The sequence below is a fragment of the Flavihumibacter sp. CACIAM 22H1 genome (assembly GCF_001601815.1).
Classification (GTDB): Bacteria; Bacteroidota; Bacteroidia; order Chitinophagales; family Chitinophagaceae; genus Flavihumibacter.
The window spans coordinates 1-21,356 of sequence record NZ_LUKG01000019.1 but is presented as its reverse complement, the minus strand read 5'-3'; the positions used below and the strand labels follow the sequence as shown (position 1 = coordinate 21,356).

The window sequence follows — 21,356 nt, the reverse complement described above, 5'->3', positions numbered from 1 at the left end:
GAAAAGTTTTTACATCCAGGGTGGGGGAGCGCTGGTAGTGCGAATTCCCTGGGATAACATGGAGCTATACTGGAATGCGGGTAATTGTACTGGCGGAAGAGGCTGCCAGTGAAAAGTAAAGCGTTGCGGTAAGGCACACCACATAGCCCAGGCGCCTGCTATAAACCGAAGCTGTTCGTCTTCCTGCGCCGCCTCCTTGTGTAATAAACGGATAAGTTTCATATGCAGTTTGGTGTCCTCGGGGTCGTACAAACCCTCCACTTTCCAGGGGAAGCCGGAAGAGTCTATAGAGAGCACATCAAAGAAACTATTGTTCAGCCAGATTTCTTTTCCTGGTTTTAGCCATCTAAGCTCCTGCGGCTGAAGCAGAACGGTTGTTAATTCCGTTCCCTTCAGTGCAGCGCTCATATTAATTTTTACTGCCTGCTGGCGAATCATATGATCCACGGAAAGGCAGAGAGGCAACAGGATGATAGCGAGTCCGGCGATCGCCACCCATCTTTGTATGGATGGAATAACTTGCACGGATTTTTACTTTCTTATAAGGCTGTCGATAGGATAGGTGGCCTTCATCTTTTCCATTGCGCCGGTGGCCCAATTGGTGAGAAGAATTTTCTGCTCTTCCTTCAATTTGGCATTGGTATGAATCAGTGTATAAGATTTCAGCGGCATCTCTCCCTCCTTTACCACTTCAATGATTTCTTCCAGTTTATGGAATTGCCGACGAAGCGAATAGGTTCCAAATTCATCCAGATTCAACTCTTTTTTCCCTTCCTGTACGTGCTCATCGATCCACCATCCAAAAGGTTGAAGCTTGGTATACCAGGGGTAATTGGTGGAGTTACTGTGGCAATCGTAACAACTGGTTTTCAGTAATTGCTCCACCTCTGCAGGAACGGTTGAAGTGGCTGTAATGGAAGCTGCAGAGCCGGCACCTGTATTGTCCAATTTTGGCCGGAAAAACTGGAGGATAACTAAAACCACCAGCAGGAACAATAGAATTTTTCGTATCATCTTGGTTTATTTAAGGCTTTGCCAAACAATTGCCGGTCATTTCTGAAGGTATCGGAAGACCCATAAATGCCAGGATCGTTGGGGCGATATCACCCAGTTTGCCAGGACTTACCTCACCTCTCCAGTCTTTATCCAGTATAAACAGTGGAACCGGGTTCAGGGTATGGGCTGTATTGGGGCTTCCATCTTCATTTACCATGTAATCCGCATTGCCATGATCGGCAGTTAAAAATACGGTGTAGCCATGGTCCAGGGCAGCTGTAACCACCCGCTGTACGCATTTATCAACCGTTTCCACGGCTTTTATAGCTGCGGGAAAAATACCGGTGTGACCAACCATGTCGGCATTGGCATAATTGAGACAGATAAAATCGGCCGATTCGGCTATAATTTCCGGCACCAGCGCATCTGTCAGATCAAATGCACTCATTTCCGGCTGCAGGTCATAAGTGGCAACCTTAGGAGAGGGTTTCAGGATTCTTGTTTCACCCTCAAAAGGCAGTTCTCGGCCACCGCTGAAAAAGAAGGTTACATGCGGATATTTTTCAGTTTCTGCTATTCTTATCTGTTTTTTACCGTGTGCTGCCAATACTTCACCGAGGGTATTATTCAGGTTGTCGGTTTCAAAGATGACATGAACGTTCTGATAGGTTTTATCATATTCTGTCATGGTGGTGTAGTGGAGGGGCAGGTGATGCATGGAAAAATCCGGGAAATCTTTCTGGGAAAGGACTTCTGTTATTTCACGGCACCTGTCGGTCCGGAAATTAAAACATATGACTGCATCACCCGGATGTATGGAGGCCAGGGGAGCTCCTTTTTCATTGGTGATAACAGTTGGCAGAAGAAATTCATCGGTTACATTGCTATCGTAGGAAGCCTGCACGGCAGCCAGTGCATTGGTAGCGTATTGCCCGGTTCCTCTTACCAGCGCATCATAGGCCAGTTTTACGCGTTCCCATCTTTTGTCGCGGTCCATGGCGTAATACCGGCCGCTAACCGTGGCAATTTTGCCGGTGGTTTGGTCGAGATGGGCCTGCAGGCTGGTTAAATAGGAAAGCCCGCTTTTCGGATCTGTATCGCGCCCATCTGTAAATGCATGGATGTAAACCTGCTCTAGTCCGCTTGCTTTGCACAGGCTTATGATAGCTTTCAGGTGATTGGTGTGGGAATGTACCCCTCCATCACTTACCAGTCCGAGCAGGTGCAATGGCTTATTATTTTCTTTGGCATATTGGATGGCATTCAGCAGGGTAGGGTTTTGTTGCAGCAATCCATCGCGTATAGCCACATTTATCCGCTGTAATTCCTGGTAAACTATTCTGCCGGCACCCAGGTTAAGGTGGCCTACTTCACTATTTCCCATTTGCCCGTCGGGGAGGCCTACGGCCTCACCACAGGTAATCAGGGTGGTGTGCGGGTACCTGGTGTATAAACTGGAAACGAAAGGTACCTGGGAATGCTGGATGGCGTCACTGGATGCTACTTTTCCAAGTCCCCAGCCGTCCATGATAATTAGGATTGCTTTTTTCATTGTTTTGATCAGTTCTGCTTGATTCTATCCGGTAAAACTAGGTAAAAATTCAGCCAACTGGATTAGCGGTAGCCTGATTTTACAAGTTGGCACACTTTTGGGTGGTAAAGGATACCCTCAGTTTTTCCGTCCCCTCTGAAATACTTCGACCGTTAAATGTTAGCGTATGAAAGCATTTTTTACAATTATCCTATTGAGTACCATGAACCTTTTATCCGGGTTCAATAATGGGGCAGAGTTGGACTCCGTACTGGTGGCTTTGAAAGCTGGAAATGCCACGCAGCTTTCCCATCATTTTGATTCGAGAGTTGATATCAGTTTGCCGGAAAAGAGCGACAATTACAGCAGAAGCCAGGCTGTAATGGTGATTAAAGATTTTTTCACCTCAAATGGCGGGGTGAAGACTTTTGAGTTAAAACACCGGGGAGACAATAACGGCTCCAATTACCTGATCGGGGTGTTAATGACGAATAATGGGCGATATCGTACCACCTTATTTATGAAGCAAAAGGGCGATAAAGCGTTTTTGCAGGAGATGCGGTTCCAGGAAGAGTAAATTAGACCTCCAATATAAAGTATCACAATATTCTGAAGAAAGCTGAATCTCCCCGCCTGGTGCGGGGATTTTTTTTGCTGACCCGGCGCTGCCAGCCGGGTAGTAGTCCACCAGTGAAAAGGCGGAGCGCTTATCTTTGTTCGTATGATGAACTTTGATCAGCTTTTTGAGAAACTAGTTAAGGATGCCCTGCAAGAGGATATCGGCACCGGAGATCATTCCACCCTTTGTTGTATTCCGGATTCCGCATATGGATCAGCAGTGCTGAAAATTAAAGAAGACGGGGTTCTGGCCGGTATGGAAGCCGCGGAACGGATTTTTCGCATGGTTCAGCCAGATTGCGTTTTTCGCCCTTTTAAAAAAGACGGCGATCTCATGTATAAGGGAGAAATCGCTTTTGAAATAGATGCCAGTGTACAAACGATCCTGCAATGTGAGCGGCTGGTACTAAACTGCATGCAGCGGATGAGCGGAATAGCCGCATTAACCCGCCAGTACACCGATCTGTTAAACGGGTACCATACCCGCGTACTTGATACCCGCAAAACAACTCCCAACTTCCGACTGCTTGAAAAATGGGCAGTAGCCATCGGCGGCGGCGTCAATCATCGGTTCGCATTATACGATATGATTATGCTTAAGGATAACCATATTGATTATTGTGGTGGCATTACCAAGGCGATAGAAAAAGCCTGGACCTATGTGCAGGAAAAAGCTCCCGGGTTGCAGATTGAAGTGGAAACCCGCAGTATAGATGATGTAAAAGAAGTTCTAAGCTGTGGTAAGGGAAAAGTTTTTAGAATTATGTTGGATAATTTTACCCCGGAAATGATCGGGGAAGCATTGCCACTGATCGGGCAGATGTTTGAAACAGAAGCCAGTGGCGGTATTAATCTGACTAACTTGCTTGACTATGCGAAAACAGGGGTGGATTATGTAAGTGTAGGTGCGTTGATTCACCAGGCAAGAAGCGTGGATCTGAGCTTGAAGGCAGTGAAAAAAAACCAGTAATATGAGTAAAAAAAATAAAGGCGATAAGTTTGGGTATGTTTACTCCACCGATCCGAATTTTCGGATAGAAGAGGAGGCTACGGAGCAGGAAACACTGGAACCTGCCAAACAGGTATTGAGCGTTTGGCTGGAAACCAAACAGCGGGGTGGAAAAGCGGTTTCACTAGTTTCCGGATTTGTGGGTACTACTGCCGACCTGGAAGCCCTGGGCAAATTGCTGAAAAATTTTTGCGGTACCGGTGGTGCTGTGAAAGAGGGAGAAATTCTGATCCAGGGCGATCATCGTGCTAAGATCCTCGACTGGTTAATCAAAAAAGGGTACTCAAAAACGAAAAAACTGTGAACCGGGTAAGGGTTTCACAGTTTTTAAGTGGAATGATTTTATAAACCAGTTCGTATATGGAATATCTGCTTGGTATTATCTTTTTTTATTTGAATTCGTTTTTTTTGCTGGATGCCGTGGGAGCGGCGCTTGGCTTATACCAGCTCATATTTGTAGCTGCGGTATTATTATCTCTTTACAGTGCTTATACCTGGTATGAAGGTCGGCGTGATAAGGATCCGCATACGGAAAGAAGGGGCCGCGTTTTGTTTTTACTGGCCGTTATCACCATGGTGGCTGTTTCATTGGTATCCTTTGCAATTACCCGGCAACTTCCTTTTTAGCGGATATTTTATTCAATTGCCAGGGGAATATAGGTATTCTCCAGGGTGCCGTCTGCATAGAGTTTCAGGATCGCATAACCCGGCGGCGTTTCCTGGTAAAAATAAGGTGCAGCAGATCGTTGATCTCCTTTCCCCCACCAGAATCCGCTCATGGCGCCGTTGCAAAAATAATGTACCCCATTGTACCATGCCCGGTCGAGCAAATGCTGGTGGCCGCTAAGGCATACTTTAACCTGATCCTTATATTGATAGAATAGTTTTTTTAGCTCAGTATGATCTTTATGCTGTCCGCCTTCAAAGGTTCCGGTAACGGTTAAAATCGGATAATGCGACATTAGCAAAGCAAATTCTCCCTGTTTGATTTCGCTAAGTTTGAGCTTCAGCCAGTCCATTTGCTCCTGGTCGAGCGAAATACCCGGGTTATTGCCATCCAATACAATAAAATGCCAGTTTTTCTTTTTAAACTGATAGTACCGGTGTGGCATACCCGCACGTTTGGCGGCATAGGCTACTCCATACATGGCATCGTCCTTGGAGGGGGCTGCCCACCAGGGATCATGGTTACCAATACAGCTATAGACGTCATAATTTTTAAGAGATTGCATACAGTCATCCCATGCTTTCCATTGTTCCAATACGCGTTCTCTGGTGATGTCTTTATAGTCGGCTGCATGAATGGAATCGCCGGTGTTGAGAAAAAAGTCGATTTTTTCTTTCTTAATAAGATCGAGGCAGCGCAGGAATCGTTGTGGTACCTGTTCGTCGGGCCGGATATGCACATCGGTTATATGTGCAATAGTGAGTACTGGTTTTGCGCGGCTGCCAGTTTCCATGGCCAGGGAAGCCGGGGCAATACCCGTAAGAGGGAGGGGTAAAAGGGATAAAAAGCGTCTTCTTTTCATGGTTATAATTTCTTTAAAACCCAGATTAAAAAGGAACGAAGCCTGCGCCGGTTTGGCCGGCTTCGTTCCTGTGGAAAGGTTTGACCTTTACTGCTTACTGCCAACCAGCCGGTTGTGTAAGATTTTTATTCAACAGGGTTTGTTCCTGCGGAATAGGGAAATGATAATATTTCGGCTCTACGAAATTTCTGGGCTGTTGCCTGTCTTTTCCAAAAAGCAGGGCACCCGAATTTTCATTTTCCAGGTAATAGCTTTGATCTGTTAGATAAAACTTGATGAGTTTATTTTTTACGTTTGGCGGAAGGTGATTAATCGGATCTTCGGCACCTTGTTGTTCCAGGATGGCAATATCTTCCTCACCATCTCCGGTTACGTCGTAGGCCCCCAGTGCCGGTATATACATGCCTTTTGAATGCTTGCCCAGTAACTGGCCTGCTTTCCACCGGTAAAGATCATCTAAACGGAATCCTTCGCAGGCTAGTTCTATCCGGCGTTCTCTTCTGATTTCCAGTAAAAGGCCTTTTTGGGCGCCCGCAACCAGCGGATATTTTTGCGCCTGATAGGGATCGGGATTTCCATTTGCAACAGCCATGGAAAGATCGGGCATACCCACTCTGCGACGCAGTTTGTTGATAGTTTGATCGAGGTCAGCTTGTGTAATGGTACCGAGTTCGGTTTTTGCTTCCGCATTGATTAGCAATACTTCTGCCAGCCGAAAAATGGGAAGGTCGGTATAGTTTAAGACCCATCCACCCCGTAATGCCGGATCTCTGGGGTAAAATTTCACTTGCATGTATCCTCCGAAATTAGGTTTAATTACCAGGGGCGTATTACCTGGTGCGGTGGTGAAACCGGGTGGCATAATGGTTTCGGGTAAACGCGGGTCACGGTTCTGAAATACCTGCACAAAGGTTTTTTTATCATAGTCGGCGGTGCTGGTAAACGGCGTGCCATCACGCATAAGGTAATCATTCATCAGGTCGGCACTTAAAGCCCATTGCCAGTCAAGCACCACGTGGGTATTATTGGCAATGCCTTCTTCTTTGTTGTTTTTCTCCAGGTAAATAACTTCTTTGTTGGCAGAAAGGTTATTGCTGGAAAAAAGAGCCCGGTAGTCCAGGGCGTTTGCACCGGTAGAGTAAATGGTAAAGCCGCCTTCCTCCATTATTTTCTGAGAGGCATTTACTGCTTTTTGCAGAAAGCCGGCTGCGGAAGATTCGAGCCCGATTTCATCATGGTATTTCCGGTAGGTTCCTTCGTGCAGTGCAATTCTTGCCAGGAGTTGAAGTGCTGCCCACTTTGTGAGTTGCGTGTTATTGGTAAGTGAAGGCAAAATATTGGCAGCTGCAAATTCCAGGTCGTTCATGATCGAATCTACTACCACAGCGCGGCTATCTTTTGCTTTGTACAAAAGGTCTTCGTCGCTGGTGCCAATTACGCTGCCATACCAGGGTACATCGCCGTATCGCTTTACCATGTTATAGTAGAAATTTGCCCGGAAGAATCGGGCGATGCCGATATAATGATTGATGGTGACGGGGTCTCCGGTTGTTTTACCTGTATTCTGCAACATAAAATTGATGCTGCGTAAGGTGCCCCAGTTATTCCAACCGCCAACGGTTGCTGGTGTTATACCTCCGCGAACCAGGTTGTCCACTTCGCTGGAACCTGTATAGACAGATATATTATCCGAATACAGGTCCTCCCACTTGGAACGTAGCTGGCTATAAAATCCATTGGTATAAGTTTGGAGATCAGCGGGGGTATTAAAGAAATCTTCTTTGGTAATGGATGTCTGCGGTGTTCGTTGCAGGAAATCTTTTTCACAGGAAGCGAAAAACATTCCGAGCAGTATACAAAAACGTAGTGCGTATTTCATTGTTTTGTTCGCTTGATGATTAATAATTCAGGTTCAATCCAATAGAATAAGTGCGTTGGAAAGGATAAGCGGCACCGGCTCTGCTTCCTGAGCCCAGTGATTCCGGATCCAGTTTAACTTTTACTTTGCTCAGTTCAAATGCATTTTCTGCGCTCAGGTAAAAGCGGATTTTATTGAATTTTAAGCGTTTGATCCATGCTGTGGGCAAGGAATATCCGAGCGTTATGTTTTTCATCCGCATATAAGCTGCATTTTGCATATACCGTTTGTTTGGTATACCAAGCTGCTCCATATTATCTTCTGCGGTATATGCCCGTACAGCCGGGAAATAAGCATGCGGATTTTCGGGCGACCAATAGTCCATATTTTGTTTAGTTACATTGGTCCATGGCTGGGCAAAAATGCCCCAGAAATATACGTTGGAAGCGCCTGGGTACCAGTCTCTTTTTCCGATTCCCTGGAAGAATAAGCGCAGGTCAAAACCTTTCCATCCGCCAGACAGGTCGATGCCGAAGGGATAACGTGCGCTGCTGTTCCCCAGCTTATACAGGTCGCCGTGGTTGTCGACGGTTTTTGCGCCCATATCAACTACGCCATCCTTGTTTCTGTCGGCAAATTTGGGGTCGCCTACAAAAAACTGATAGCCCTGGTCGTCGGTACCCATAGCCCGTTGATCGGGGTGTTTGGCAAGGTCTTCTTCGTTCTGGAAGAAGCCGGTTATTTCCGCTCCCCATATTTCTCCGATTTCCTGTCCAACATAATAATTGCTCAGTAGTTTGGCCGGGTTATCAAAGCGGGTTATCCAGGAACGATTATCTGCCAGTGTAAAAGTAAGGTTGTAGAAAAAAGGAGTGCCGGCAAGTAGGCCGTTATCGCGCCAGGCCAGGCGCATTTCCCATCCTTTGGTTTTCAGGTCGCCTGAATTTTCACGAGGCACGCCAGTGCCGAAAACAGCCGGCAAGGTTTTGCCGGGTATCAGCATATCATTGGTATACCGGGTATATTTATCGAAGTTTACCTGCAACCTGTTACGGAAGAAAGCAAGATCAACGCCTAAATTAACGGTACTGATTTTTTCCCAGCTGAAATTATCCGAAACGGCTCCGGGTGCGTAAACCGCCATTGGGCGGCCGCTTCCCAGTATATAACTTACCTGCCCGTTCGACATGGTAGGAATATAGGCATACTCGCTAACAGATGCCTGGTTACCGAGCGACCCGTAAGAAGCCCGTAGTTTCAGGTGATCCAACCCGATTGCCTGATTAATATTCCGAAAAAAAGATTCTTCTGAAACTACCCAGCCGGCCGAAGCAGAAGGAAAGAATCCCCAGCGTTTATCTTTAGGAAACCGGGACGAACCATCGTAACGGCCATTGAATTCGAGCAGGTACCGGTTGTTATAATGATAACCAATCCGGTAAAAATGCCCTGAACGGCCCAGTCAGTAATGGTTTCTGTTTCCGTCATGGTACCGGTACTAAGTCCGATGGAAGGAAGAGACGTGGAGATGATATTATTCCTGGTTGCACTGAATTGTTGATTCAGCCGGTATTCCTGGTTAAAGCCGAGGAGTGCCTGAATATCGTGTTTACCCAGTTCCTTGTGAAAATCTGTATAAAGATTTAATACATTGTATCGGGTGCTGCTGTTCTGGCTTCTTGCCCAACTGGTGGTTGAACCTGTATAACCCACCGGGTTGTTCGGTCCTGTTTTATACGGAATGGGAATATCATAGGAACGGGTGTTGCTCGACCCTCTGCGAATGCTGTAGTCGGCTTTGATATTCCAGCTGTTTTTCAGGATGGATGCGCTGGCGGAAAAAGTAGTCTGGAATTCATTGAGCCTGGTATCTGCTCGTCCACCGGTTTGTAATCTGCCCAATACACTTGCGCCGGCTGAACTCCAGGTGCCATCCGGATTTTTAGGTACATCCAGTGGGTTGGTGCGGTTAACGTTCCAGAAGAAATCGCCGTCCAGGAAAACCGGGGCATCATATTCCGAACTGGTAATTAGTGTATTGTTGGAAAAGTTGAGCCAGTCGGTGATTTTCAGGTCGGCTTTTCCACGCATATTGTAGCGTTTGAATACATCGTTTCCGAATTTCAGCAAGCCATCCTGCTGATAGTAGTCACCAGACACATAATAACTCAGTTTTTCTGTTTTTTGTGAAAGACTGAGGTTGGTATTGTAGGTGGGCGCTTTTTGGAGGTAGGCCTCTTCCATCCAGTTGGTTGAACCGAAATAAGCCCAGTTTTCGGGGTTAGCCGGACTTGGAATAACAGCCGGCAGCGAAGGGTTTTCAGAGCGTTGCCGTGCGTATTCTCTCACCGCTTCTGGGTATAAATTGTATAAGGGCACAGCCGCCTTATGTTTCATATCCATAACGGTGTAGGGGTCAGTAACCAGCTCGGGTAATTTCCCGGCAGTTCTGAAAGCAACCATAGAGTTCAGCGCTACATTCAGTTTGCTGCCTTTGGCCGATTTGGTAGTTATAAGCACCACTCCAAAAGCAGCTCTTGCTCCATAAATAGCTGCAGAAGAGGCATCTTTTAATACGGTTACAGATTCAATATCATTCGGATTAATACGCGCCACTTCATCAGAAGTAAAGGGCACATTGTCCACAACGATCAGTGGATCGCCTCCGTTAAGGCTGGTGAAACCACGAATATTAAATGCCGGATTGCTGGTTGCACGGCCATTCGACTGGGTGATGTTAAGATTGGGTATAAGTCCCTGTAAACCTGCCCCCACATTAGCAATCGGGCGGCTTTCCAATTGTTTTGCGGTAACCATATCAACAGCACCGGTAAGGTTTACTTTTTTCTGCACACCAAATCCAACCATTACTACTTCTTCCAGATTTTTATCGCCAGGTTGTAGTTGAATGATAAGCTCTGTTTTACCCTGTAATTTAATTTCCTGTGTTATGTATCCTATATAGGAGATTTCCAGGATATTATTGTCTGTTGCTTCAATTTCAAATTCTCCCTTATTATTGGTGGAGGTTCCGGAGTTGGAGTTTTTGATACGTACGCTTACATCTGCCATGGGCAGGCCGTTTTCATCCGTTATCCTGCCTCGTATGACCCGGCTTTCAACCTCATTGAATTCACGTACAACAATCAGGTTGTTATTGAGTAATTTGTAATGAAGCCTGGTATTGTGCAATACTTTTTCAAGTACGGCATGTATGGAAGCTTTTTCCACATCCAGGTTTACGATTAAATCTGCAGGTAGTTTTCCATCTTCATAAAGAAAACGATAGTCTGTTTTTTTCTGGAGCAGGTTGAAGAATTTTTTAAGCTCCAGGTTTTTTACTGAGATGGTAACCTCCTGCTGAGAATAGATTTTTGCAGATGCATGCAGGCAAATGCCAAGTAAAAGAAAAGCAGTTAGTTTCATAATTACCAGCAGTTTGGGAAAGTTCTGGTGGATACCCCAACGAAATAGGGGTATACGATTTTTTTGCATAATTTTGGAATCTTACGTTTAAAGATGGGCATCGCTATCCGCTCAAAGAAAGCCGATGCCTTTTTTGACTAAGTTTTAAGGGAGATGTGACCGCATCTCTCTTTTTTGTTTTGTTGGGTTGATTACATAAGCGGCAGATTTGGTTATTATTCGGGATGGTTATTTGATACGTATTTCTCTTCCGGTAATAGTATATTCAAAATCGTTTAGGAGTTGAAGGGCTTTTAGGGCTTCTTCAATATTTTCATTTTCAAGCACCCCGGACACCTGTTTTTTGGCAATTTTCTGATTCATTAGAAAGATGTCTACAGCGTACCATTTTTCCATTTTTTCCAATACGTCTTCCAGTGGCTCGTTGTCAAAAACCAACCGGTTATGGATCCAGGCAACTTCAGGAATTACGGCCGCCAGGGAACTTTCTTTCAGGGAATCGATACTGTAAGCAATCTTTTGTTGGTTTGCCTGAAGCGTTGTTTTTTGAGAAGAGGATCCCTGGCGGCTCTCCGCTACCTCAATCGTTATTTTTTCATTGGGATGCAACCTGATTTTTTTGCCCGGTAAGGCAGCTCCGGATACTTCCACCAAACCCCGGAGCAGCGAGGTCTGAACTTTCTCCGTACCCGGATAGCTACGCACATTAAAAGCCGTTCCTTTTACCAGGATATCAACTGATTTTGCATGGACAATAAATGGGATATCCTCCATATGTGTAACATCAAAAAAAGCTTCCCCAATAAGTGTTACTTCCCGTTTTGATTTTCCGAAATCGGCGTTGTAGTGAATACTGCTTTCACTGTTCAGCCAAACAATGGTACCATCCGGTAATACTGTTTTCGAACGGGTGCCCGGCATGGTGGCATATTGGTTATTCGAATGTGGGGGTAAGCTTGTGTGGCTGGCAGAATAGTAATAGACGAAACCTGCCAGCGACAGGGTAATCAATAACAGCGCGGCGGCTATTTTCCAGCGGTATTGCCAACGGGTTGGTTCTGTTACTGGTGGTTCAGGAGCTTGTTCAGAAATCGGGCTGTCTTCCCCGAACTCTTGTTGAAGCCGGGTTTTCAGACGGCCAAGAGCCTGTGTTTTTTGATGGGAGTAGGCCGGATTGTTTAATACCGGATGATGGAAGTACTCCGAATAAAGGTTGGCTTTATAGGCCAGTTCAGGGTTGGATTTGAGTAAGTCTTCCAATTCCGCCAATTCTTGTGAACTGGCTTCCCGGGAAAGTTTTCTTGCTATTAAATAGTATACTCTGTTTTCGGCTTTCAATACAACAATGTTTGTGCTGTATAAAGGAGCCGGTTTTCCGAACAATCACCTAAGGCCGGTGCTTATTTTTTTACAGAAAGTTTGATTGATTCAAGAATTCTCTTGGAAGCAATAGCCATTTGTGCATCAATTGTTTTTACAGAAATGCTAAGGAGTTGAGCAATTTCTTTGTATTTCATACCATCTTCCCGCACCATTTTGAAAATAAGTTTGCATTTGGGTGGTAATTCTTCAATGGCTTGTTGGATGGTGTAAAATAATTCCTTTGTTACCAGCAGATCCTCAGGGTTTTGCGTAGTGGCGCCGATTTCTTCAATAAGGTGGTCATCGAGCCAATAAGTTCCCCGGCCCTTATTTTTTCGAATATGCCGGAGCGATAAATTTTTTACTGAAACGTAGAGATAAAGCTTAATGTTTTCAATCTCTAATAAACGCAAACGATTGCGCCAAATATTAAGAAATGTATCGGAAACGATTTCTTCTGCTGATTTTTCATTCTTTACAATTGAGAAAGCGAATTTGAAAAGATGATCGTAGTAGTGCAGGTAAAGTTTTTCAAATGCCTGATGATCACCGAATAGTGTGATTTGTTCAATCCAATAGTGCACTTCAGGCGATTGAGGCATGTCGTCTAATTGATACTTTTCAGGTTAATTATACGACAATTTTAGAAAAACAAAATAACCCCAGCGTTAAGTCCTTGTTGTTTGCATTCTTAGATTATTGGGTGCTATCCATAAAAAAACCGGCCTCACAAGACCGGCTTTCTTCCTTCTCCTTCCTCCTTTTACCTTACTGCCCCTGCGCAAGGCTATAGGCTTTCTTATCTCCCCACATATTCAGTATTTCCGAAGAACAGATCTTGAAATCGGTCATAAGGCGTTTGTAAAGTTCCAGGATATCGGTTTGAGTTACCGGCGCATCACCGATACTTTCGAAGCGGCAGCTGTATTGGTTTACCAGATTTGTAAAGGAAGATCCTTTCGGCCACACCTGTGTTCCGCGGTTGGCTATGGTAACTAACTTAAACAGGTCTCCGGTATGCAGGAGACATTTTTCCGCTACTGCAGATGGTTGTTCTGCACTTTCAATAAACATATCCACGCCTACAATGATTTCATTTTCCAGTTCTTTGGACATGATCAGCGGATTCTTTTCCAGCTTGAAAGAAGTGGGGGTAATTGGTTTATTTGGCAGAATGGGGCGGGCCATATGTGCAGGCTGTTTTCCAAGGTTGGCAATAATGGCGTCTGCAAATTGAGTAGTATTTACCGAAGGAATAGAGCGGTCGCCAAAATCACCGGTATGCACGCCGGATTCCAGTGTATAAAGCAGGGCGTTTTCGATAACTGCTGCATTTTCCATTAATCCAAGGTGGCGAAGCATAGCAATACCACTTAGCAGAAGGGCTGTAGGGTTGGCTATATTTTTGCCGGCAATATCGGGGGCAGTTCCGTGTACGGCTTCGAAAATGCAGATATGATCACCAATATTTGCAGATGGTGCAAATCCAAGTCCACCTACCAGCCCGGCGCATAGGTCACTTACGATATCGCCTTGCAGATTGGTAAGCACCACCACATCAAATTCATTTGGGCGGCTTACCAGTTTCATGCAGAGGTCGTCTACAATAACATCATCCGCTTTCAGGTGGGGGTATTCCTTGGCAACTTCATAAAATACCTCCAGGAATAAGCCATCGGTAATTTTCATAATATTAGCCTTGTGGCCACAGGTAATACGGCGGGCCCCGTTTTTGCTGGCCATTTCAAAGGCGTATTTGATTACCTGCAAGCTACCGGGGCGGGTAATAAACCGACGGCTCAGGGCAACATCATGGGTTAACATATGTTCTATTCCGCCATATGTGTCTTCAATATTTTCCCGTACAATGGTTAGGTCAATAGGAATACCGGCTTTGCTGAAAACCGTATCAACTCCGTGTAATGTTTGAAAAGCTCTTTTATTGGCGTAGGTATTCCAGGTTTTCCGGGCGGTAACATTTACGCTTTTTACGCCCTTTCCTTTGGGTGTTTCCATGGGGCCTTTAAACAGAATGGAAAGCTCTTCGATGGTTTGCTGGGCTTCCGGCGTCATTCCGTTGGAATATCCTTTGTCAAATACCCATTTACCCATTTCAACAAACTCGTATTCAAGGGGTACCTGGTTTGCCTGGAAAATATGTAATACAGAATCCATGATTTCCGGACCAATTCCATCGCCTTTAGCTACAGCTATTTTCATAAATTATACAGTTGAAGATTGAATGTTAGGTGGCGCAAAGGTACGTTGGGGTGAGCAGGAAATTGCCAAAAAATGAACAAAAACTGGTATCACCGGTTGATTTTATATACCTTTAAACAAATTCTTCGGAATGAACAGTATTACCACACAGGGTGTAGAGGTGAGTGTGGAAACCTATTACCAGCCCGACTATTCGAATCCGATGTCGGGTGAGTTCATGTTCGCTTACCGCATTACCATCGAAAACCACAATAATTTCCCGATTAAACTGCATCGCAGGCACTGGTTTATTTTCGATTCCAATGGTGAATACCGCGAAGTAGAAGGTGAAGGGGTGGTAGGGGTGCAGCCGGTATTATACCCGGGCGATCGGTACCAATATGTAAGTGGTTGCAACCTGCATTCAGAAATGGGCCGCATGTCTGGCACTTACCAGATGGAAAATATAGACACCAAAAAAATCTTCACCGTTAATATCCCCGCATTTGAGATGATTGCGCCCTTTAAGAATAATTAGGGTGCCCGGCTTTGTAAATGCCGCCTAATTCATCATCTTCTGCAGTTTTTTGGTGAGTGCAAAAAGAATGATGGAGGCTGTTCCGGCCATACCTACAAAAAGCAGGAAGAAATCATAGTTGTTTTTGATCTCATACCACATAAAATAGGTGCTTTTACCGTCTGGATAAAGTGCACTTAATACGCCGGCGAATTTATTGGCAACGGCATTGGCCAGAAACCATACTGCCATAAGTAGAGAAGCGTATTTTATGGGGGCAAGTTTATTTACCAGGCTGAGGCCAATAGGGGAGAGGCAGAGTTCGCCCCAGGTATGAAGGGCATACATGCCAAATAACCACATCATGCTAACTTTAATGCCGGGTTGTACCCCGTTAACGCCAAAAGCAATCCATAAATAGCCAATAGCCAGCAGTAGTAAACCTATGGCCATTTTGGTAGGGGAAGAAGGTTCTTTTTTTCCCAGTTTAATCCATAACCAGGCGAATACAGGTGCAAAACTTACTACATAAATGGAGTTGAGAGAAGCAAATGCACTGGCCGGAATTTCAGAAATCAGGATAGAGGAGCTTCCGTTGGTAGCCAGCTGAAATAAAAGGTAAATCAATACTGCCATGGCGGCGGCCAGCAGAAACTGTACGGTTAAGCGCAGGTTTTTATCAAATTCACCCGCAAGTGAAACGCTGGTTTTTTTAAGCAGGGTACCCATATAAAACAGCAATGCTGCGCCGCCTGCATAAATAAGCCATTTAGGAATGGTCCAGTTCAGGACACGGTCGGTTTGTTCGTCCGCAAAAAAGGTGAGAGAAGCGCCTGCCTGTTCAAAAGCGCTCCAGAAGAAAATTACAAAAAATGACACGATCAGGATCACTATAACTCGCTCTTTTTCTATTTTGGACAGGGTTTTATCCGATAAGATATAGACGATTATAAAAAGTGCTGAAGCCAGCAGCAGGTAAGTTAGAAAAGAAAACTGGGTGGCATCGATATACAGGAGGGCAATCATAAGGCTGCACAACAGGGCCAGCCCGGTGCCAACAATTAAGGCGTTGGAGAATGCTTTGGGAGAGTCGGAAGGAACGGTGCCCAATGATTTTCCCTGCGGATCTATCACATATTTTTCCTGGAATACCAATTGTACAATTACGCTCAGGATCATGGCTATTCCTCCTGCTAAAAATGCCCATTTGAAATCGGCCGGGTTACCGGTATCGCCCAGGAAGGCACAAACGATAGGCCCCAGTGCACCTCCCACATTTATACCCATATAAAAGATCGTATAAGCAGCATCCTTGCGGCGGTCTCCGTCGGGATAGAGTTGTCCAACCAGAGAGGAAATATTGGGTTTAAAAAAGCCATTCCCTGAAATCATAAAGCCAAGCCCGGAAAAGAAAAATATGCTCGACAGGCCAGGATTGCTTTCATAGAGAGAGCCGCAGAAAAACAGGATAAACTCGCCAATAGCCATCAGGAGCCCACCCACAATAATGGATCTTTTATTACCCCAGTACCGGTCTGCAACAAATCCACCGATCAGGGGAGTCAGGTAAATTAATCCGGTATATGAGCCGTACAGGTTGGAGGCAAAAGCCTTGTCAAACAGAAGCGCCTTGGTCATGAACAGTACCAAAATTGCCCGCATTCCATAATAATTAAAGCGCTCCCACATTTCGGTGGCAAAGAGAATATAAAGGCCTTTCGGATGGCTGGCTTTAGACGCAATCTGGGATTGACTCATGGACTTGTCTGTTTTGTGTTAGCTGTTAAAAAAGGGAAAATAAGGAGAAAACAGGAAAAGCTGGTAAAAAGGCGATAGAAGGAAGGGTGGGGATGATGTTGTTTCTCCGTTTTCCTCCTTCTTTACCCTTGTCTCCACTTTCTCCGTTATTTTCGCAGCCTGAATGTAGGGAAAGCTGCGCAGGCAGCCATTGTTTTTAACTTGTAGAAATCATAAGCATGAATATATTATTACTTGGATCTGGTGGCAGGGAACATGCAATTGCCTGGAAATTGAACCAAAGTCCACTTTGTGATGCCCTTTATATAGCACCCGGAAATGCCGGCACTGCTGCCTGTGGAACGAATAGTTCTCTTTCTATTACTGATTTTGCCGGTATTCGCCAGTTTTGTGTGGATAAGGCAATTCACCTGGTAATTGTAGGACCCGAAGAGCCGCTCGTAAAAGGCGTGGTAGATTATTTCAAAGCCAACCCCATTGCGCTTTCTGCTGAAATGGCGCAGGCACTTCGGCTAAGCCAGGTACCGGTTATAGGACCGGATGCGTTCGGCGCACAGTTGGAAGGGTCAAAGGCATTTGCGAAAGCATTTATGGACCGGCATGGAATACCGACTGCGGCTTACCGGGAGTTTGACGCGGGCAATTTCCAGGAGGGCGTTGAATACCTGCAATCACACAGCCTCCCCATTGTGCTAAAAGCGGATGGACTGGCAGCCGGTAAAGGAGTGCTGATTTTGAATGACAGGGAGGAGGCGATCCGTGAGTTTACCCTCATGATCCGCGAAAGCAAATTTGGGGATGCCAGTAAAAAAGTGGTGGTGGAAGCCTTTCTGTCGGGCATCGAATTGTCTGTGTTTGTACTGACCGATGGCAAAAATTTTGTAGTGCTTCCGGAAGCAAAAGACTATAAACGAATCGGGGAGGGAGATACTGGCCTGAATACCGGGGGAATGGGGGCTGTTAGCCCGGTTCCCTTTGCCGGGGCAGACTTTATGCAAAAGGTAATGGATCGGGTGGTAGTTCCAACAGTTGCGGGTTTACAGGCTGAATCAATTGATTATAAAGGGTTTGTTTTTATAGGACTCATTAAAGTTGGCGATGACCCCTATGTTATTGAATACAATTGCAGAATGGGTGATCCCGAAACGGAAGTGGTGATGCCCCGCTTAAAAAATGACCTGGTGGAACTGATGCTGGCTACTGCCCGCCAGGAACTGGATCAACATACTGTGGAGCAGGATGCCCGCATTGTCTGTACAGTAATGGCAGTAAGTGGAGGGTACCCCGGCGATTATGAAAAAGGGAAAATTATAAAGGGACTGGATCAGCCCATTTCTTCCGATAGCCTGATCTTTCATGCCGGTACGGCGGTGAAAAATGGCGATATTGTTACCAATGGGGGTCGGGTGCTTTGTGTCAGTTCGTATGGAAATTCCATTTCGGCGGCTGTGCAGCAATCCCAAAACGTGCTGAAAGGAATCGATTTTGAAGGAATCTATTATCGAACAGATATAGGATTTGAGTTTAAATAAACCAATCGCATGAAACCTGTACATTATGCTGATTACCTGCAACTGGATAAAATTCTGGGTGCCCAGCAGCCGGAAAGTGAGTTGCACCAGATGCCTGCTCATGATGAAATGTTATTTATCATCATACACCAGGCATATGAACTGTGGTTCAAACAGATAATGTACGAGGTGGAATCCGTGAACCGTATTTTCAAACAGCCTGCCCTTAATGATAATTCTCCTGAATTACAAACCATTGTACACCGGTTACAGCGATCCGTAACTATACTGAAGCTGCTGGTACAGCAGATAGATGTAATGGAAACAATGACGCCGATGGATTTCCTGGATTTCAGAGATATGCTGCGTCCTGCTTCCGGGTTTCAAAGCTGGCAGTTTAAAGCGCTGGAAGCCAGGTTGGGACTGCAATTTGGACAAAGGCACGGGCAGGAATATTATATATCACAACTTCGGCCGGAGCAGGTGGCTTTAATTAAACAGGTGGAGTCTGAGCAACCCCTTATCAGTTTAGTGAATCAATGGCTTGAACGCATGCCATTTTTGGAAGAGGCCTCTTCCTGGTTTGAGGAATATGCGACCGTGTATCAATCCAGTTTAACTGAGAAGGAAAAAGCTAATTGGGATGCCTTTCAGGCCATGTTCAGCGAGCGGGCGCCTGGTAATGCCGGCGAGCCGGTTCGGCAATTGTCTGGCAGGGCATCGAGGGCGGCCTTGTTTATAATGTTATACCGCGGGTACCCCCTGCTCCAATTGCCCTTCCAACTGCTGAATGTGCTGCTGGAAATTGATGAACAATTGAGTACCTGGAGATACCGTCATATGAACATGGTACACCGTATGATCGGAACCAGGGTGGGAACCGGCGGAAGCACCGGTAAGGAATATCTAAAAGGCGCAGTTGACAAACACTATATTTTCCGGGAAATTGCCCAGCTTACGAGTTTCCTGGTAGAACGCCGCCGCCTTCCGGTACTGGACCCTGCAACAGAGCGTCGGCTTGGATTCAGCGTGCCGCCTAAGGATAAAATTCAGGCCTGAAAAAGGAAAATTAAACAAGACGGATCCATTCAGGGCACTTACATTAGCCGTTGAATTTTACAGATATGGTAGAAAAATTTTGTTTGTTGGTGACCGGTTTTTGTTGTGCGCTGTTTTCATATGGTCAAACAGGAATAACCAACCTGAGTAATAGCCAGCTTAAGCCGGGGGGCGATACCGCAAAAATGGAATGGTTTGGGAATGCCAAACTGGGCATTTTTATACATTATGGCATGTATGCGGTAAACGGTGTGGATGAAAGCTGGAGTTTTCATAATAAGAAGATCAGTCATGCGGATTATATGAAGCAAATGAAGGGCTTCACGGCAAGTAAATATGATCCGGAGCAATGGGCGGCCCTTATTAAAGAAAGTGGTGCCCGCTATGCTGTTATTACCACTAAGCACCACGATGGGCTGGCACTCTGGAATACCAAAGAAAAACATTACAGTACGGTTAAAAATACACCTGCCAAGCGCGATTTGATAACGCCGTTTTTTAAAGCGCTGGATCAATTTGGCATAAAACGCGGCGCCTATTTTTCGTTGATAGACTGGTCGTATCCCGATTATCCGGGCTTTCTGAAAGACAGCAGTCGTTACAAGATTGCCAATGATACAGCCAGGTGGGCTCGTTTCAGCCGGTTTAATAAGGCGCAGATCCGTGAAATCAGCCAGCAGTTTCGTCCCGATTTATGGTGGTTTGATGGTGATTGGGAGCATTCCGCGGAAGAGTGGGATGCCGCCGGTATACGCAGGATGATCCTGGAAGACAAACCAACCGCTATCATCAACTCCCGGCTCCAGGGTTATGGAGATTATGCAACGCCGGAACAAAATACCCCCATTCACCGCCCTAAAGGGAACTGGTGGGAGCTTTGTATGACCATCAATAATAACTGGGGATATCAGCACAGTGATACCAATTGGAAAACTCCGACCGAAATAATTTCCATTTTTGCGGATGCAATCGGAAGCGGGGGCAACCTGTTGTTAGATATTGGGCCTAAAGAAGATGGTACCATTCCTCCCGAGCAGGTTACGGTGTTAAGAGAACTGGGAAAATGGAATCGGAAACATAGTGAGGCCATTTTTGATTCAAAAGGCGGAATGCCTCATGGGCATTTTTATGGTCCGTCGACCCTTTCTAAAGATTCTGCTACCCTTTATCTTTTCCTGGCCGGTAAACCATCCGGAACGGTATGGATTAAGGGCCTGGTAAATCGAATTAAATCAATCCGCGTGGTAGGAACAGGACAACCCCTCACTCACAAAATTGTCGGAAAAATTTCCTGGAGCCAGGTACCGGGGCTGGTTTATATTGACATTCCACCAACGGTCAAAGACGATTATATGTCTGTAGTTGCGCTGGAACTAGACGGCCCCCTCCGTTTATATGCCGGTCATGGCGGCCTCTGATCCCTGTTTCGCCGGTTGGGTGCCAGCTGACCGTTGAAAATCGGTACATTTGTCGGGATGGTGGTGTAACCATGCATGATTTGTGGAAAAAATAGTGATAATCAAAGGGTCATACTTTGATTAATCGAATTATTTGCATCAATTTTGCTCACATTATATCCTGACTAAAATATTGACCTCAACAACATGGGATTATTCAACTTTCTGACCCAGGAAATTGCCATGGATCTGGGTACTGCCAATACCCTAATCATACATAACGACGAGATAGTGGTGAACGAACCTTCGATTGTTGCCCTCGACAGGAACAACCCGAAGAATGTGCTGGCGGTTGGCAAGCGTGCGCTGATGATGCACGAAAAAACCCACGAAAGCATTCGCACCGTTCGGCCGCTTAAAGACGGTGTGATCGCCGACTTCAATGCTGCCGAGCTGATGATACGGGAAATGATCAAAATGATCTATCCCAAAAAGCCCTTGTTTCCGCCTAGTTGGAGGATGATGATCTGTATTCCTTCTTCCATTACCGAGGTGGAGAAGCGGGCGGTTCGCGACAGTGCGGAGC

Annotated in this window: 18 protein-coding genes and 1 pseudogene; 9 read left to right on the top strand and 10 right to left on the bottom strand. The window is 45.6% G+C overall.

Going from position 1 to position 21,356, the window contains the following annotated elements:
* Nucleotides 1-9: 9 nt before the first annotated feature.
* From A1D16_RS07565 to gpmI, 3 genes are read right to left on the bottom strand one after another with little or no spacing between them, the layout of a single operon-like run.
* A complete protein-coding gene (locus A1D16_RS07565) occupies nt 10-525 on the bottom strand; it encodes a hypothetical protein (protein WP_290708752.1) in 516 nt (171 codons plus the stop codon).
* A gap of 6 nt (nt 526-531) precedes the next feature.
* Nucleotides 532-1,014 (bottom strand): heme-binding domain-containing protein, encoded by a 483-nt coding sequence (locus tag A1D16_RS07560; protein WP_290708751.1) that lies wholly within the window; start codon nt 1,012-1,014, stop codon nt 532-534.
* Between the two features lie 10 nt (nt 1,015-1,024).
* A complete protein-coding gene (gene gpmI, locus A1D16_RS07555; RefSeq protein WP_290708750.1) occupies nt 1,025-2,548 on the bottom strand; it encodes a 2,3-bisphosphoglycerate-independent phosphoglycerate mutase in 1,524 nt (507 codons plus the stop codon).
* A 166-nt stretch (nt 2,549-2,714) separates the two neighbouring features.
* On the opposite strand from gpmI, the gene A1D16_RS07550 reads away from it, so the two are divergent.
* The 4 genes from A1D16_RS07550 (at nt 2,715) to A1D16_RS07535 (ending at nt 4,781) form a co-directional block, all read left to right on the top strand.
* Complete coding sequence (locus tag A1D16_RS07550) at nt 2,715-3,104, top strand: DUF4783 domain-containing protein (RefSeq protein ID WP_290708749.1); 390 nt, start codon at nt 2,715-2,717, stop codon at nt 3,102-3,104.
* Nucleotides 3,105-3,248: 144 nt separating this feature from the next.
* Nucleotides 3,249-4,115 carry a carboxylating nicotinate-nucleotide diphosphorylase gene (gene nadC, locus A1D16_RS07545; RefSeq protein WP_290708748.1) on the top strand — a complete coding sequence of 289 codons (867 nt, stop codon included), beginning with the start codon at nt 3,249-3,251 and terminating at the stop codon, nt 4,113-4,115.
* 1 nt (nt 4,116) lies between these two features.
* Nucleotides 4,117-4,458 carry a translation initiation factor gene (locus tag A1D16_RS07540; RefSeq protein WP_290708747.1) on the top strand — a complete coding sequence of 114 codons (342 nt, stop codon included), beginning with the start codon at nt 4,117-4,119 and terminating at the stop codon, nt 4,456-4,458.
* A gap of 56 nt (nt 4,459-4,514) precedes the next feature.
* Entirely contained in the window at nt 4,515-4,781 is a 267-nt protein-coding gene (locus A1D16_RS07535) for a hypothetical protein (RefSeq protein ID WP_290708746.1), read from the top strand.
* Between the two features lie 8 nt (nt 4,782-4,789).
* On the opposite strand, the gene A1D16_RS07530 is transcribed toward A1D16_RS07535, so the two are convergent.
* The 6 genes and pseudogenes from A1D16_RS07530 to A1D16_RS07505 all read right to left on the bottom strand — a co-directional run bounded on the left by A1D16_RS07530 (nt 4,790) and on the right by A1D16_RS07505 (nt 14,549).
* On the bottom strand, nt 4,790-5,683 hold the full coding sequence (locus A1D16_RS07530; RefSeq protein WP_290708745.1) for a metallophosphoesterase: 894 nt from the start codon (nt 5,681-5,683) through the stop codon (nt 4,790-4,792).
* A 94-nt stretch (nt 5,684-5,777) separates the two neighbouring features.
* Nucleotides 5,778-7,562 carry a RagB/SusD family nutrient uptake outer membrane protein gene (locus A1D16_RS07525; RefSeq protein WP_290708744.1) on the bottom strand — a complete coding sequence of 595 codons (1,785 nt, stop codon included), beginning with the start codon at nt 7,560-7,562 and terminating at the stop codon, nt 5,778-5,780.
* A gap of 19 nt (nt 7,563-7,581) precedes the next feature.
* Nucleotides 7,582-10,967, bottom strand: a pseudogene (locus tag A1D16_RS07520) (TonB-dependent receptor).
* A 228-nt stretch (nt 10,968-11,195) separates the two neighbouring features.
* On the bottom strand, nt 11,196-12,305 hold the full coding sequence (locus A1D16_RS07515) for a FecR domain-containing protein (RefSeq protein ID WP_290708743.1): 1,110 nt from the start codon (nt 12,303-12,305) through the stop codon (nt 11,196-11,198).
* Between the two features lie 62 nt (nt 12,306-12,367).
* A complete protein-coding gene (locus A1D16_RS07510; RefSeq protein WP_290708742.1) occupies nt 12,368-12,931 on the bottom strand; it encodes an RNA polymerase sigma-70 factor in 564 nt (187 codons plus the stop codon).
* Nucleotides 12,932-13,097: 166 nt separating this feature from the next.
* The gene (locus A1D16_RS07505) at nt 13,098-14,549 is read right to left on the bottom strand and encodes an NADP-dependent isocitrate dehydrogenase (RefSeq protein ID WP_290708741.1); all 1,452 of its coding nucleotides are present in this window, start codon (nt 14,547-14,549) and stop codon (nt 13,098-13,100) included.
* Nucleotides 14,550-14,679: 130 nt separating this feature from the next.
* Here A1D16_RS07505 and apaG point away from each other — a divergent pair, with 130 nt between their 5' ends.
* A complete protein-coding gene (gene apaG / locus A1D16_RS07500; RefSeq protein ID WP_290708740.1) occupies nt 14,680-15,066 on the top strand; it encodes a Co2+/Mg2+ efflux protein ApaG in 387 nt (128 codons plus the stop codon).
* Between the two features lie 24 nt (nt 15,067-15,090).
* On the opposite strand, the gene A1D16_RS07495 is transcribed toward apaG, so the two are convergent.
* The gene (locus tag A1D16_RS07495) at nt 15,091-16,803 is read right to left on the bottom strand and encodes a peptide MFS transporter (protein WP_290708739.1); all 1,713 of its coding nucleotides are present in this window, start codon (nt 16,801-16,803) and stop codon (nt 15,091-15,093) included.
* A 218-nt stretch (nt 16,804-17,021) separates the two neighbouring features.
* Between A1D16_RS07495 and purD the strand changes: the two genes are divergently transcribed.
* The 4 genes from purD to A1D16_RS07475 all read left to right on the top strand — a co-directional run.
* Nucleotides 17,022-18,335, top strand: a complete 1,314-nt coding sequence (gene purD / locus A1D16_RS07490) for a phosphoribosylamine--glycine ligase (RefSeq protein ID WP_290708738.1) — start codon at nt 17,022-17,024, stop codon at nt 18,333-18,335.
* 9 nt (nt 18,336-18,344) lie between these two features.
* The gene (locus tag A1D16_RS07485) at nt 18,345-19,373 is read left to right on the top strand and encodes a tryptophan 2,3-dioxygenase family protein (protein ID WP_290708737.1); all 1,029 of its coding nucleotides are present in this window, start codon (nt 18,345-18,347) and stop codon (nt 19,371-19,373) included.
* A gap of 65 nt (nt 19,374-19,438) precedes the next feature.
* Nucleotides 19,439-20,791: an alpha-L-fucosidase gene (locus tag A1D16_RS07480; protein ID WP_290708736.1), complete on the top strand. Its 1,353-nt coding sequence runs from the start codon at nt 19,439-19,441 to the stop codon at nt 20,789-20,791.
* Nucleotides 20,792-20,977: 186 nt separating this feature from the next.
* Nucleotides 20,978-21,356: rod shape-determining protein (locus A1D16_RS07475; RefSeq protein WP_290708735.1), on the top strand; the 379-nt coding region annotated here is incomplete at its 3' end.

What these genes read in the sequence shown, in the direction of transcription:
- A1D16_RS07560 (WP_290708751.1), bottom strand. Translation starts at nt 1,014, where the DNA reads ATGATACGAAAAATTCTATTGTTCCTGCTGGTGGTTTTAGTTATCCTC.
- gpmI (WP_290708750.1), bottom strand. Translation starts at nt 2,548, where the DNA reads ATGAAAAAAGCAATCCTAATTATCATGGACGGCTGGGGACTTGGAAAA.
- A1D16_RS07550 (WP_290708749.1), top strand. Translation starts at nt 2,715, where the DNA reads ATGAAAGCATTTTTTACAATTATCCTATTGAGTACCATGAACCTTTTA.
- nadC (WP_290708748.1), top strand. Translation starts at nt 3,249, where the DNA reads ATGATGAACTTTGATCAGCTTTTTGAGAAACTAGTTAAGGATGCCCTG.
- A1D16_RS07540 (WP_290708747.1), top strand. Translation starts at nt 4,117, where the DNA reads ATGAGTAAAAAAAATAAAGGCGATAAGTTTGGGTATGTTTACTCCACC.
- A1D16_RS07535 (WP_290708746.1), top strand. Translation starts at nt 4,515, where the DNA reads ATGGAATATCTGCTTGGTATTATCTTTTTTTATTTGAATTCGTTTTTT.
- A1D16_RS07530 (WP_290708745.1), bottom strand. Translation starts at nt 5,683, where the DNA reads ATGAAAAGAAGACGCTTTTTATCCCTTTTACCCCTCCCTCTTACGGGT.
- A1D16_RS07525 (WP_290708744.1), bottom strand. Translation starts at nt 7,562, where the DNA reads ATGAAATACGCACTACGTTTTTGTATACTGCTCGGAATGTTTTTCGCT.
- A1D16_RS07510 (WP_290708742.1), bottom strand. Translation starts at nt 12,931, where the DNA reads ATGCCTCAATCGCCTGAAGTGCACTATTGGATTGAACAAATCACACTA.
- A1D16_RS07505 (WP_290708741.1), bottom strand. Translation starts at nt 14,549, where the DNA reads ATGAAAATAGCTGTAGCTAAAGGCGATGGAATTGGTCCGGAAATCATG.
- apaG (WP_290708740.1), top strand. Translation starts at nt 14,680, where the DNA reads ATGAACAGTATTACCACACAGGGTGTAGAGGTGAGTGTGGAAACCTAT.
- A1D16_RS07495 (WP_290708739.1), bottom strand. Translation starts at nt 16,803, where the DNA reads ATGAGTCAATCCCAGATTGCGTCTAAAGCCAGCCATCCGAAAGGCCTT.
- purD (WP_290708738.1), top strand. Translation starts at nt 17,022, where the DNA reads ATGAATATATTATTACTTGGATCTGGTGGCAGGGAACATGCAATTGCC.
- A1D16_RS07485 (WP_290708737.1), top strand. Translation starts at nt 18,345, where the DNA reads ATGAAACCTGTACATTATGCTGATTACCTGCAACTGGATAAAATTCTG.
- A1D16_RS07480 (WP_290708736.1), top strand. Translation starts at nt 19,439, where the DNA reads ATGGTAGAAAAATTTTGTTTGTTGGTGACCGGTTTTTGTTGTGCGCTG.